This window comes from Pseudomonas sp. GW821-FHT09C09 (assembly GCF_059418105.1).
The window spans coordinates 51,492-64,706 of record NZ_JBWKPF010000003.1; the positions used below are offsets into that span (position 1 = coordinate 51,492).

The window sequence follows — 13,215 nt, forward strand, 5'->3', positions numbered from 1 at the left end:
GCGCAAAAAACGAGCAAGTCTACACCCCTCGACGGGGCAGAACAAAACTCAGCAGAAACAGTGCGGCCGCCGTCACAACGATTGACGGGCCGGCCGGGGTGTCCTTGAACCAGGACAACGCCAGCCCGCCACACACGGCGAGCATGCCCAGCAGGCTCGCGCCCAGTGCCATCTGCTCCGGCGAACGGGCGTGACGTTGTGCCGCAGCTGCCGGGATGATCAACAGCGACGTAATAAGCAATACACCGACGATTTTCATCGCCACGGCAATCACTACCGCAATCAACAGCATCAGCGCCATGCGCAATCCGGCCACCGGCAGGCCTTCGACCCGGGCCAGTTCTTCGTGCACGGTGATCGCCAGCAGCGGCCGCCACAGCGTCACCAGCAGCACCAGCACCGCCGCGCTGCCGCCGAGGATCCAGGCAAGGTCAGTCGGGCTGATCGCCAGCAGGTCGCCGAACAGATAGGCCATCAGGTCGATCCGCACTTCATGCATGAAGCTTAGTACCACCAGCCCGAGAGAGAGCGTGCTCGGCGCAAGAATGCCCAGCAACGTGTCGGACGCCAGCGGCTGGCGCTGTTGCAGGGTCACCAGCAGCACCGCCAGCAGCAGGCAGCCCACGGTGACCGCGACGGTCGGGCTGACATCCAGCAGAAAGCCCAGCGCCACGCCGAGCAGTGCGGCGTGGGACAGGGTGTCGCCGAAATAGGCCATGCGCCGCCAGACCACGAACGAGCCGAGCGGCCCCGCGACCACCGCCAGCGCCAGACCTGCAAGCAGGGCGTAGAACAGAAAATCAGCCATGCTTGCAGCTATCTCCGTGAACGTGAGGTTGGCCTTTTACAGGCCCTTTGACCACCGAACCGTGCAGGTCGTGGGCGTGGTCGTGATGGTGGTGATAGACCGCCAGGCTTGGCGCGTGATTGCCGAACAGCTCGACGAAAGCGGGGTCGCCACTGACCTGCTCGGGATGCCCGGAGCAGCAGACGTGACGGTTGAGGCACACCACCTGATCCGTGGTGCTCATCACCAGATGCAGGTCGTGGGACACCATCAGCACGCCGCAACCGTGGCGGTCGCGCAGCCGGGTGATCAGGCTGTACAGCTCGGCCTGGCCGGCCACATCGACGCCTTGTACCGGTTCGTCGAGCACCAGCAGTTCCGGCTCGCGCAACAGCGCCCGGGCCAGCAGCACGCGCTGCATTTCACCGCCGGACACGCTTTGCACTGGGCTGTCGATGACGTGCTCGGCGCCGACCTCCTTGAGTGCCGCCAGCGCACGCGGACGATCGACGCCCGGCACCAGCCGCAGGAAGCGCAGCACGGACAGCGGCAGGGTCGGATCGACGTGCAGCTTTTGCGGCATGTAACCGACGCGCAGTTTCGGCTTGCGCCAGACGCTGCCGCTATCGGGTTTCAGCAGCCCGAGCACGGCGCGCACCAGCGTGGTCTTGCCGGCGCCGTTGGGGCCGATCAGGGTGACGATCTGCCCCGGCTCGACGCTCAGGTGAATGTTGTCCAGCACGTTCTGCCCGGCAAACCGGACAGCCACCTGCTCCAGACGGATCAACGCATCGCTCATCAAGCCCCCCGGCAACCGGAGCAGAGGCCGACCACTTCGACGGTCTGGGCCTCGACGATGAAGCCGACGTCCTTGGCGCTGTGGACGATGGCGTCGCTGATGGTTTTTTGCTCAAGCTCGATCGCCGCATGGCACTCGCGGCAGATCAGGAACTGGCCCTGGTGCGAATGCTTCGGATGAACGCAACCGACGAAGGCGTTCAGCGAGGAGATGCGGTGTACCAGACCGTTTTCCAGCAGGAAATCCAGCGCGCGATATACGGTCGGCGGCGCAGCGCGGCGCCCGTCCTGCTCGCTGAGCACGGCGAGGATGTCGTAGGCACCCAGCGGCTTGTGGCTCTGCCAGACCAGTTCCAGCACCCGCCGACGCAATGCGGTCAGGCGCAGGCCTTTCTGTGCACACAAGGCATCGGCCTCGGACAGGGCGCTGTGGACGCAATGAGAGTGGTCGTGGGGACGGCTGGCAATCGGGGTAATAGGCATGAGCGGCGACGAGTTTGGTTAGAGACGTTATTATGTTACCCGTTCTCGCCTCCTTGAGTGGTCATCGTGTCCCGACTTTTTTCTGTTTTTGTGGCCTTTGTCGCCAGTTTTCTGCTGATCGGTTCGGCCCAGGCCGAAGTCAGAGTCCTCACCAGCATCAAGCCGCTGCAATTGATTGCCGCTGCGGTACAGGACGGTGTGGCGATTCCGGAGGTGTTGCTGCCGCCGGGGGCCTCGCCGCATAACTATGCGCTACGCCCTTCCGACGTGCGCAAGGTGCAATCGGTGGATCTCTTGTACTGGATCGGCCCGGACATGGAAGGTTTCCTGCCCCGCGTGTTGAATGGTCGTACGCTGCCGAGCGTTGCCGTGCAGGACCTGCCGGGCATGAAGCTGCGCCGCTTCGCCGAAGACAGCCACTCCCACGCCGAAGACGCCGACGAGCATGATCACGATCACCGCCCAGGCACCCTCGATGCGCATTTGTGGCTATCGCCGGTGAACGCGCGGGTTATTGCCGACAAAATGGCCGCTGACCTGAGCGCTGCCGACCCTGCCAATGCCGAGCGCTACCAGAGCAACGCCAAGGCGTTCGACGAGCGTCTCGATGCACTGGATCAACGCTTGAAGAAACGTCTGGCCAGTGTTGAAGGCAAACCCTACTTCGTCTTCCACGAAGCCTTCGACTATTTCGAAGATGCCTACGGCCTAAAACACACCGGTGTGTTCAGCGTGGCGGCGGAAGTACAGCCGGGCGCTCAGCATGTGGCGGCGATGCGTGCGCGGTTGCAGGAAGTCGGCAAGACGTGCGTGTTCAGCGAGCCGCCATTGCGCCCACGTCTGGCGGAAACCCTGGTGGCGGGCCTGCCGGTGAAGCTGGCGGAACTGGATGCACTGGGCGGGTATACGCCAGCGACGGCTCAAGGTTATGAGCAGGTGCTGGAGAAGCTGGGGAATGATCTGGCGGGTTGCCTGGAGTCGCTCTGATACAAAAAGACCGCAGCCTGCACAGGCTGCGGTCTTTTTCTTTTACAGGGCAAATGGCAGCGGTGTGTTGACCTGCTGACGCCGCGCCAGCCGCTGCTCGAACTCTTTCGGATCGTGAATCAGCACGTCCTGCCCGGCGAACGATTCCGCCGCGATCAACCGCGACAGCCAGAACCGTACGCACGCCACGCGCAGCATGGTCGGCCACAACTCTGCCTCGGCGGCCGTGAACGGGCGCAGTGCCGCGTAGGCACCCAGAAAGGCCCGCGCACGTGGGCCGTCGACCAGGCCATCATCGTCTGAACACCAGTCGTTCAACGCAATCGCCACGTCGTAGAGCATCGGTCCGGAACAGGCGTTGTAGAAGTCGATCAGCCCGGTCAGGTGCGTGCCTTCGAACATCGCATTGTCGCGGAACAGGTCGGCGTGGATGTTCGCCCGCGGCAACGCGAGAATTTTCTCTTTCTGTCGGGTGATTTCGTCCAGCGCCTTTTGCAGCAGCGCACGCGGCTCGTCGCTCAGGTGCGAGAGAAACTCGGTCCCCTCCTCCAGCATCCAGTCCAGGCCACGATCGGTCTTGCGCTTGATCATGCTGTCGCCCTGGGTCGCCAGGTGCAGGTGCGCCTGCAAGTCACCGACCTGCGCGCAATGCTGGGCGTTGGCCTGCTTGATGTGCTTGCCGGCCAGACGCGGTTGCAGCAGCGCCGGTTTGCCTTTCAGCTCGCGCAGGGCGACGCCATCGGTGGTGCGCAGTGCGTAAGGCACCGGCAGGTCGGCTTCGTGGAGGACGTCGAGCAGGTCGATGAAGAACGGCATTTCCTGCACCGGGCCGCGCTCGACCAGGGTCAGGACAAACTCGCCCTTTTCCATGCTGATGAAGAAGTTGGTGTTTTCGCTGCCGGCGGCGATCCCCTGGAAATCGAGCAGACGGCCGAGCCCGTAAGGGGCGAGAAAGGTTTCCAGCTCGGGCCGAGCCAGGGGGGTGAACACAGACATGGTTAAAAACTGCTCAGTTCTGGCGCCGCCATCGAGCCGGCGCCGGTTGAAATTAAGAAACTACTTCCACTCGAAAATCTTCCACGCCGGGATCAGCATATCCGGCTGATCCGAGCGGATGAAGTTTGCATCAGTACCGTCCGCACGCACCAGAAAATAGGGCGGGAAACCCTTCTTGGTCACCTTGATCGCGTACAGGAAACCGTTCTGCCGGTACTCCTGGATGGTTTTGTCACCCTCGGTGCGGATGGTGACTTCCGGCTCCGCTGACGGCGCATCATCCGCCGCGATCGCAGGCAAGGGTGAGACAGCAATCAAACTGACCAGCAGCAAGCGATTTAACGTACGCATGATAACCTTGTCCCTTTGTCGTCAACGGTCCCGCTATTCTAGCGCCGGACCCGCCGAAAAGGTTGATCCTGCTCATGAGCCAAGCCCCCCTCGTCCTGGTGGACGGTTCGTCTTACCTGTACCGCGCCTTTCATGCGCTGCCACCGCTGACCACGTCCAAAGGCCTGCCGACCGGCGCGGTCAAGGGCGTGCTGAACATGCTCAAGAGCCTGCGCAAGCAGTATCCGGACAGCCCGTTCGCCGTGGTGTTCGACGCCAAGGGCGGGACATTTCGCGATGAGATGTACGCCGAATACAAGGCCAACCGCCCGAGCATGCCCGACGACATGCGCCTGCAGATCGAGCCGCTGCACCAGAGCGTGAAAGCCCTCGGCTTCCCGCTGCTGTGCGTCGAAGGCGTCGAGGCCGATGACGTGATCGGCACCCTGGCCCGCAGCAGCGCGGCCGCCAATCGGCCGGTGATCATCTCCACCGGCGACAAGGACATGGCGCAACTGGTCGACGGCCACATTACCTTGGTCAACACCATGTCCGGTAGCTCGATGGACGTGGAGGGCGTGAAGGAGAAATTCGGCGTCGCTCCGGAGCAGATCATCGATTATCTGGCCCTGATGGGCGACTCTTCCGACAACATCCCCGGCGTTCCCGGCATCGGGCCGAAAACCGCGTCCGGCCTGCTGGTCGGCGTCAACGGCGGCCTGACCGAGCTGTATGCGCAGCTCGACATCGTGCCGACCCTGCCGATTCGAGGCGCCAAGACCCTGCCGGCCAAGCTTGAAGAGCACAAGGAGATGGCGTTCCTCTCCTATCAATTGGCGACCATCAAGGTCGACGTGCCGCTGGACATCGGCCTCGATGACCTGCAAATGGGCCCGGAAGATCCGGCCAAGCTGCTCGAGCTCTACACCCTGCTGGAGTTCAAGAGCTGGATCAACGATCTGGAGCGCGATGCCAAACGCCTGGAACTGAGCAGCGCCGCCGCGCCTGAGCCGGCCGTCGACCTGTTCAGCGCACCTGCGGAAGAAGCACCGGTCGCTCCAGCCGAAGCCGCGTACGAAACCATCCTCGACCAGGCCCGTTTCGATGTCTGGCTGGAAAAACTCAAGAACGCCAAGCTGTTCGCCTTCGACACCGAAACCACCGGCGTCGACGCGCAACAGGCGCAACTGGTCGGTCTGTCTTTCGCGGTGCAGGCCAACGAAGCGGCCTACATCCCGCTGACCCACTCCTACATCGGCGTGCCGGAGCAACTGGATCGCGACACCGTGTTGCGCGCGCTGAAACCAATCCTCGAAGACCCGAACAAACTCAAGGTCGGCCAGCACGCCAAGTTCGACATGAACATCCTGGCCAACTGCGCCATCGGTGGCGACCAGAACGAAGGCATCACCGTGCGCGGGATCGCCTTCGACACGATGCTTGAGTCCTACGTGCTCAACTCCACCGCCACCCGTCACGACATGGACAGCCTGGCGCAGAAGTACCTGGACCACACCACCGTGAGCTTCCAGGACATCGCCGGCAAAGGCGCCAAGCAACTGACCTTCGACCAGATCGCGCTGGAACAGGCCGGGCCGTACGCCGCCGAAGATGCCGACGTGACCCTGCGCCTGCACCAGACACTGTTCGAAAAACTCAGTGCCATCCCGAGCCTGGCCAGCGTGCTGACCGACATCGAGATCCCGCTGGTGCCGGTGCTGGCCCGCATCGAGCGCCAGGGTGCATTCGTCGATGCCGCGCTGCTGGGCGTTCAGAGCATCGAGCTGGGCGACAAGATGGTCGCGCTGGAGCGTGAAGCCTTCGAGATCGCTGGTGAAGAATTCAACCTCGGCTCGCCGAAGCAACTGGGCGTGATTCTCTACGAGAAACTTGGCCTGCCGGTACTGAAAAAAACCGCCAAGGGCCAGCCGTCCACTGCCGAAGAAGTGCTGGCAAAGCTGGCCGAAGACGATCACCGCCTGCCAAAAGTGCTGATGGAACACCGTTCCATGAGCAAGCTGAAAAGCACCTACACCGATCGCCTGCCGGAGCAGATCAACCCGCGCACCGGGCGTATTCACACCTCGTACCATCAGGCCGTCGCGTCGACCGGGCGCCTGTCGTCGAGCGACCCGAACCTGCAGAACATTCCGGTGCGCACCGCTGAAGGCCGACGCATCCGCCAGGCCTTTGTCGCGCCGAAAGGCTACAAACTGCTGGCGGCGGACTACTCGCAGATCGAATTGCGGATCATGGCGCACCTGTCCCGCGACGAAGGCCTGATGAACGCCTTCCGCAACAACCTGGACGTGCACACCGCCACGGCGGCGGAAGTGTTCAAGGTCGAGCTGAACGAAGTGACCTCCGACCAGCGCCGTGGCGCCAAGGCGATCAACTTCGGTCTGATCTACGGCATGGGCGCGCAGAAGCTGGGCAAGGACATCGGCGTCGACACCAAGACCGCCAAGGCCTACATCGACACCTACTTCGCGCGCTACCCGGGCGTTCGTGAATACATGGACCGCACCCGTGCACAGGCGGCGGATCAAGGCTATGTGGAAACGATTTTCGGTCGTCGCCTGTATCTGCCGGACATCAACTCCAACAAGCCGCAGGAACGCGCTGCCGCTGAACGCACGGCGATCAACGCGCCAATGCAGGGCACCGCGGCAGACATCATCAAGAAAGCCATGGTGGCTGTGGACAACTGGCTGAGCGCTTCGGGGCTGGACGCCAAAGTCATCCTGCAGGTGCACGACGAACTGGTGCTGGAGGTTCGCGAGGATCTGGTGGATCAGGTTCGCGACGAAATTCGCGTCCACATGAGTGAAGCGGCGAAGCTGGATGTGCCGTTGCTGGTGGAAGTCGGGGTTGGCAACAACTGGGACGAGGCCCACTGAGGCCTCTGGGACGGGGTTTTGCCGCGACATGGCGTCGCGGCAAAGGCATCGAATGGGGCTTAGTTCTGATTGTTCTTGAGCTTATTCCAAAGTTTTTTGAAAAGAATCTGAACTAATCTTGCGACAGGCCACTCAGAGATACTGAATGGCTGGTGAAGCCCTTCGATGCTCCTATGTTGTGTTAAGTGTTGGCAGATATCTGAACCCCGCCCTAGCGGTTCGGAACTTGAACCCCGGAACTTCTCCCTCCCCATATGAAGTCCGGGGCTTTTTTTTGCCTGCGATTTACTCAGCAGGCAATTCAGCACCTTTATCCGCCAGTTCCATCCAGCCCGCCAGCTTGGTGTAGGCCTCTTCCAGGCCCATGCGTTTTGGTGCGGAGAACAGCTGGATTGTTACCAGATCGCCCCACCCCTTGCGGATTTCCGACTGCACCTTGAGCAGCGTGTTCTTGGCTGCGCCGTAGGTCAGCTTGTCGGCCTTGGTCAGCAGGATGTGCATCGGCATGCCGGCCGCAACGGCCCAGTCGAGCATCAACAGGTCGAAGTCGGTCATTGGATGACGGATGTCCATCATCAGAATCAGCCCCTTCAAACTCTCGCGGCCACCGAGGTAAGCCTCGAGGTGACGCTGCCAGTGTTGCTTGAGCGGGATCGGTACTTTTGCATAACCGTAGCCAGGCAGGTCGACCAGACGCCGTTCATCGTCTAGCTTGAAGAAGTTCAACAGCTGTGTGCGACCCGGGGTTTTCGAGGTGCGCGCCAGGCTGGCGTGAGTCAGGGTGTTCAGCGCGCTGGATTTACCGGCGTTGGAACGACCGGCGAACGCCACTTCGAAGCCTTCGTCGTCGGGGCACTGATCGACTTTGGCGGCACTGAGCATGAACGTGGACTGTTGGCACAGGCCGAGGATGGGATTCTTGAGTTGCATGGGATTTCCGATGTGGGCGGCGCCGGGATTGGGCGCGGAACGCGGTGTCGCTTCCGTTTCAGTGACGCCAGTATATAATGCCGCAGATTTTGTGTGTGCTTTGTCCCAGCGAAGGATGAAGTTCACGAGAGCGACAGACTTTGATTGCGCAACAGAACGCAGATCGCTCTCAACCCTGAAAAGGTCGTTTTATGACGAAATGGCTGCTGGCTGCCGGAGTCCTGATGCCGCTTTACAGCGCACAGGCTACACAGGATCCGGAAGCCGTGTACAACCGTGTTTGTGGTGCCTGTCATTCCGGCCAACTACCCATGGCGCCCAGAAGAGGCGATCAGGAAGCTTGGACGCCGAGGTTGGCGAAAGGTATGGAGACGCTGGTGCAACACGTGACCCAGGGTTTCAAGGCGATGCCGCCGCGTGGTTTGTGCATGGACTGCAGTGCCGAGGATTACCAGGCCATCATCCTCTGGATGAGCGGAAGTAAACCCGGTCCATAACTCTTAACCCTTAGCCGTAGTTGGATTAGCTGATGAACAAACTGATCGTGAGTCTGCTGTTGACCGTGGGAATCTCAGGTTTCGCCCATGCTGCAGGCGATGCCGCCGCAGGCCAGGCGAAGGCTGCCGTATGCGGGGCCTGCCATGGCCCGGATGGCAACAGCATGGCACCAAACTTTCCGAAACTGGCCGGCCAGGGTGAACGCTACCTGACCAAGCAACTGCATGACATCAAGTCGGGCAAGCGCACCGTTCTGGAAATGACCGGCCTGCTGACCAACCTGAGCGATCAGGACCTCTCTGACATCGCCGCCTATTTCGCCAGCCAGAAAGGCAGCGTCGGCGCCGCCGATCCGAAGATCGTCGCTCGCGGTGAAGCCCTGTTCCGTGGCGGCAACCTGGAAAAAGGCCTGCCAGCCTGCACCGGTTGCCACTCGCCGAACGGCGCGGGCAACGCCGCCGCCGGCTTCCCGCACCTGGGTGGCCAACACGCTCAATACATCGCCAAACAGCTGACCGATTTCCGCAAGGAAGAAGCCGGTCGCAACAACGATGGCGATGCCATGACCATGCGCACCATCGCTCGCAAGCTGAGCGACGAGGACATCGCGGCGGTCTCCAGCTACATTCAAGGCCTGCACTAAGGCCAGGCCTGCGATGGTGATTCGAGCGTTGCGCGCGAAGGACAACGCCCGTCACGTTAACGCTCGATTAATCCGTTGCATGAAGTATAAAAAGGGTGGCTTTGGCCGCCCTTTTTTGTGGCCGCTGCCGTTACACTACAGAACTCATGCCCGCCAGGATCTGTCTGAAAACAGGTCGCGCGAGGCGACCCAATTTGCCCAGGAGTAAAGCATGCGTAATCTGATCATCAGCGCCGCCCTCGTCGCTGCCAGCCTGTTCGGCGTGACGGCCCAGGCCGCCGAAGCACCTGCCGCCCCGTACGTCGAACTGAGCAACCCGGTACCGGTTGCCGTGCCTGGCAAGATCGAAGTGGTGGAACTGTTCTGGTACGGCTGCCCGCACTGCTACGCCTTCGAGCCGGTGATCAATCCTTGGGTTGAAAAACTGCCTTCCGACGTCAACTTCGTCCGCATTCCTGCCATGTTCGGCGGCCCTTGGGACGCACACGGTCAGATGTTCCTGACCCTGGAAGCCATGGGCGTCGAGCACAGCGTTCACGCTGCCGTGTTCAACGCGATCCAGAAAGAACACAAGAAGCTGACCGACAAGAACGACATGGCCGACTTCCTCGCCACCCAAGGCGTGGACAAGGACAAGTTCCTGGCCACTTTCGACTCCTTCGCCATCAAGGGCCAGATCGTCAAGGCTCGTGAACTGGCCAAGAAATATGAAATCTCCGGCGTTCCAACCATGATCGTCAACGGCAAATACCGCTTTGACATCGGCTCTGCCGGTGGTGCCGAGGAAGCTCTGAAACTGGCTGACCAACTGGTCGCCAAAGAGCGAGCGGCCAACAAGGCGGCCGCCAACTAAGCGCGGCAATCGCCATGCGCCGCTGGGGAACCGAACGACTCGTCGGCCTGCATGATCCGCAGGTCAACGAGCATCACCTGGAGTCCACGGGCCTGCCCGCAGACAGCCGTTTGCGCTTGCTCAGCTTCAATATCCAGGTCGGCATCAGCACCGAGCGTTATCGGCACTACCTGACCCGCAGCTGGCAGCATCTGCTGCCGCACCCCGGCCGTTCCGGCAATCTGCAGAAGATCGGCAATCTGCTCGGCGACTTCGATCTGGTCGCCCTGCAGGAAGCCGATGGCGGCAGCCTGCGTTCGGGCTACGTCAATCAGGTCGAACACCTGGCCCATCTCGGCGCCTTCCCCTACTGGTATCAACAACTCAATCGCAACCTTGGCCGACTGGCCCAGCACAGCAACGGTGTGCTCAGTCGCCTGCGCCCGTGGGCGATCGAGGACCATCCGCTGCCGGGGCCGAAAGGTCGCGGGGCGATCCTGGTGCGCTTTGGCGAAGGTCCCGAAGCACTGGTGGTGGTGATGATGCACCTGGCGCTCGGCGCCCGGGTACGCACCATGCAACTGGCTTATATCCGCGAGCTGATCGGCGGCTACAAGCATCAGGTGCTGATGGGCGACATGAACACCCACGCCAGCGACCTGCTGCAACACTCGCCCCTGCGCGACCTTGGCCTGCTGGCCCCGCAACTCGAAGCGACATTCCCCAGCTGGCGCCCGCAGCGCTGCCTGGACCATATTCTGCTCAGCCCGACCCTGACGCTGGAAAAGGTCGAAGTGCTGGCCCAACCGATTTCCGATCACCTGCCCGTCGCGGTAGAGATTCGTCTGCCGGGTTCGCTCACGGCCGATGCATTGCCCGCGTTGAGTCCTGCCCCTCGCGGAACGCCTGAATGAGCGACGAAGCCCAGCGCTGGAAAGAGAAATACCTCAAAAGCATCGAACAACAGGAAAAGCTCGAACGTCGATGGGACGCCCGGCTCGACTTGCTGCGTCGCGGTCTGGTGCGTAGCACTCTCGCGGCGGAAGGCACCGATCGCGTGGTCGATCAATGCATGAAGGAAATGCGCGACGTGGTGCGCACCGACGACATGGATGCCGGCCTTGCCGCCCTGTTGCCGCGCCTTGAAAAAGCCGTGCTCGACTCCGAGCAGCGCCGTGAAACCCGGATCGAGCAGGTCAGCACCGCGCTGAACTCACTGGTGGCTCAGCTGCAAGCGCTGCCCCTGCCCCGGGACGTCGCCCAGCCACTGAAGAAGTTCGCCAAGCAGCTCGACGGGCGAGTCAGTCAGGCCCGGGAAATGCCGCTATTGCTGAGCGAACTCAGCGGTTTGCAGGGCAAGGCCCTGAGCCAACTGGAGACGCCGGCGGAACCGGGACGCCCGGGGTTGTTGCAGCGCCTGTTCGGCAGCCGTGACAGTGAGGAAACGCCTGCACCTGCAGCCCAGCCTGCCGTGGCTTCTCCAGCCGCTCAGCCAGAGCAACCGCCCGCCGCACCTGAAAGCGCGCGATTGCCAGAAGCGCCTGCTGCGATCGCCGAACCGGCAGCCATTGCCACCGTCAGTGAAGCACCGGTCACCGCACCTCTGGTCGCGCCACTGCAAGCTTCAGCACCAATAGCAACACCCGAGCCTGTTGCAGAGCCGGATGTGGTCGCCTTCGAGCCTGCCCGGATCATCACAGAAGCCGTTACAGCTCCCAACGAACCGGAACCCTCCGAGCCAAAACCCGAGCCGCAAGCCTTCACGCCGCCTCCGGTCTTTGCGCCATCGACACCGATCGCCATCAACCCCGACGAGCTGATCCACCCCGGCGACCACCCGCCTCCGGTCTTCCTCGACAGCCTGCCCCTGCCCGAGCCCATCGCGCAGGCCTTGGCGGCCATCGATCCGGAGCAGTCCGAGCACGACATTCTCTACGCCCTGCCGGATTCGCCCGAACCGTCCTACAGCTCGGTGGCCAAGCACATCGAAGACACGCTGATCGGCCTGCTGGACGACCTTACCCTGCCTGAGCGCCACCGCCCGCAAGCGGAAGCCATGCGCGACCGGCTGAAAAATGGCCTGAACTGGTACGAACTGCTACCGATCCTCGACGATCTGGCGACCTTGATGCTGGCCATCACCGACAGCGGTCAGCACGAGTTCGAAGCCTATCTGCAGCAGCTCAACGAGCGCCTCGAAGCGTTCCAGAGCAATCTGCAGGCCGCCAGCGAAGGTCACGCCGACAACAGCTCGGCGGCGCGAGCGATGGACACGCAGATCCGTGAACAGGTCGATGGCCTGCAGACCAGCGTGCAGGAGGCGGCGGACCTGGACGACCTCAAGCAGGTTCTGGAAAACCACCTGGAAGGCCTGCTCGGCACGATGGACCAGCACCAGAAACAACGTGACGCCCGGGAACACGAAGTGGCCGGACGTTTGAAAAGCCTCGCCGAACGGGTGGCGCACATGGAGCAGGAGGCCCTTGGCTACCGCGAACACCTTGAAGAGCAGCGCCAGAAAGCCCTGATCGATCCGCTCACCGGCTTGCCCAACCGCGCCGCCTGGAGCGAACGGCTCGACCACGAAATCGCCCAGTGGCAGCAGCACGGCAACACCCTGAGCCTGGCCATGCTCGACCTCGATCACTTCAAGCGGATCAACGACAACTACGGCCATCTGGCCGGCGACAAGGTGCTGAAGATCATCGCCACGGTGCTGCGCAAGCGCCTGCGCGGCAGCGATTTCATCGCCCGGTTCGGCGGCGAGGAATTCGTATTGCTGCTGCCGGCAACTCCGCCGGCCGTCGGCGCCAAACTGCTGGAAACCCTGCGCGCGTCCATCGAGGCCTGCCCGTTCCACTTCAAGGGTGAGCGAGTCACGATCACCATTTCCATGGGACTGGCTGCGTTCAGGCCGGGAGAACATAGCGATCTGGTGCTCAAAAGAGCCGATCAGGCGTTGTACCGGGCCAAAAACGCAGGTCGCAACCGGGTGGAGCTGGGCTGAAGACAATTGTTCCATTTCATTTAA

Annotated in this window: 13 protein-coding genes; 7 read left to right on the forward strand and 6 right to left on the reverse strand. The window is 62.1% G+C overall.

Features of this window, described 5'->3' with window-relative positions:
* Positions 1-19: 19 nt before the first annotated feature.
* Genes znuB through zur form a run of 3 tightly spaced genes read right to left on the reverse strand, consistent with a single transcriptional unit; the run spans position 20 to position 2,068 of the window.
* A complete protein-coding gene (znuB, locus tag AC07NR_RS09945) occupies positions 20-808 on the reverse strand; it encodes a zinc ABC transporter permease subunit ZnuB (protein WP_065260666.1) in 789 nt (262 codons plus the stop codon).
* Positions 801-1,586, reverse strand: coding sequence for a zinc ABC transporter ATP-binding protein ZnuC (gene znuC / locus AC07NR_RS09950; RefSeq protein ID WP_065260667.1), 786 nt, complete (start codon positions 1,584-1,586; stop codon positions 801-803). Before znuC ends, znuB begins: the two co-directional genes overlap by 8 nt.
* Positions 1,586-2,068, reverse strand: a complete 483-nt coding sequence (gene zur, locus AC07NR_RS09955; protein ID WP_011331783.1) for a zinc uptake transcriptional repressor Zur — start codon at positions 2,066-2,068, stop codon at positions 1,586-1,588. The genes znuC and zur overlap by 1 nt, the downstream gene beginning before the upstream one ends.
* Positions 2,069-2,125: 57 nt before the next feature.
* On the opposite strand from zur, the gene AC07NR_RS09960 reads away from it, so the two are divergent.
* Entirely contained in the window at positions 2,126-3,055 is a 930-nt protein-coding gene (locus tag AC07NR_RS09960; RefSeq protein WP_085713039.1) for a zinc ABC transporter substrate-binding protein ZnuA, read from the forward strand.
* Between the two features lie 42 nt (positions 3,056-3,097).
* Here AC07NR_RS09960 and AC07NR_RS09965 read toward each other — a convergent pair whose 3' ends face one another.
* Both AC07NR_RS09965 and AC07NR_RS09970 read right to left on the reverse strand, forming a co-directional pair.
* Positions 3,098-4,051 carry a homoserine kinase gene (locus tag AC07NR_RS09965; RefSeq protein ID WP_495078496.1) on the reverse strand — a complete coding sequence of 318 codons (954 nt, stop codon included), beginning with the start codon at positions 4,049-4,051 and terminating at the stop codon, positions 3,098-3,100.
* Between the two features lie 60 nt (positions 4,052-4,111).
* Positions 4,112-4,402 (reverse strand): DUF2782 domain-containing protein, encoded by a 291-nt coding sequence (locus AC07NR_RS09970; protein WP_114880887.1) that lies wholly within the window; start codon positions 4,400-4,402, stop codon positions 4,112-4,114.
* A 74-nt stretch (positions 4,403-4,476) separates the two neighbouring features.
* On the opposite strand from AC07NR_RS09970, the gene polA reads away from it, so the two are divergent.
* The gene (gene polA / locus AC07NR_RS09975; RefSeq protein WP_134828636.1) at positions 4,477-7,281 is read left to right on the forward strand and encodes a DNA polymerase I; all 2,805 of its coding nucleotides are present in this window, start codon (positions 4,477-4,479) and stop codon (positions 7,279-7,281) included.
* Between the two features lie 285 nt (positions 7,282-7,566).
* On the opposite strand, the gene yihA is transcribed toward polA, so the two are convergent.
* Positions 7,567-8,211, reverse strand: a complete 645-nt coding sequence (gene yihA, locus AC07NR_RS09980; RefSeq protein ID WP_305834569.1) for a ribosome biogenesis GTP-binding protein YihA/YsxC — start codon at positions 8,209-8,211, stop codon at positions 7,567-7,569.
* 191 nt (positions 8,212-8,402) lie between these two features.
* Between yihA and AC07NR_RS09985 the strand changes: the two genes are divergently transcribed.
* The 5 genes from AC07NR_RS09985 (at position 8,403) to AC07NR_RS10005 (ending at position 13,191) form a co-directional block, all read left to right on the forward strand.
* Positions 8,403-8,708 (forward strand): c-type cytochrome, encoded by a 306-nt coding sequence (locus AC07NR_RS09985; protein WP_085713044.1) that lies wholly within the window; start codon positions 8,403-8,405, stop codon positions 8,706-8,708.
* 32 nt (positions 8,709-8,740) lie between these two features.
* The gene (locus AC07NR_RS09990) at positions 8,741-9,352 is read left to right on the forward strand and encodes a c-type cytochrome (RefSeq protein WP_065260178.1); all 612 of its coding nucleotides are present in this window, start codon (positions 8,741-8,743) and stop codon (positions 9,350-9,352) included.
* Positions 9,353-9,563: 211 nt separating this feature from the next.
* Positions 9,564-10,205: a thiol:disulfide interchange protein DsbA/DsbL gene (locus AC07NR_RS09995; protein ID WP_085713046.1), complete on the forward strand. Its 642-nt coding sequence runs from the start codon at positions 9,564-9,566 to the stop codon at positions 10,203-10,205.
* Between the two features lie 14 nt (positions 10,206-10,219).
* Positions 10,220-11,098 carry an endonuclease/exonuclease/phosphatase family protein gene (locus AC07NR_RS10000; RefSeq protein ID WP_085713047.1) on the forward strand — a complete coding sequence of 293 codons (879 nt, stop codon included), beginning with the start codon at positions 10,220-10,222 and terminating at the stop codon, positions 11,096-11,098.
* Entirely contained in the window at positions 11,095-13,191 is a 2,097-nt protein-coding gene (locus AC07NR_RS10005; RefSeq protein ID WP_495078497.1) for a GGDEF domain-containing protein, read from the forward strand. The genes AC07NR_RS10000 and AC07NR_RS10005 overlap by 4 nt, the downstream gene beginning before the upstream one ends.
* Positions 13,192-13,215 lie beyond the last annotated feature (24 nt).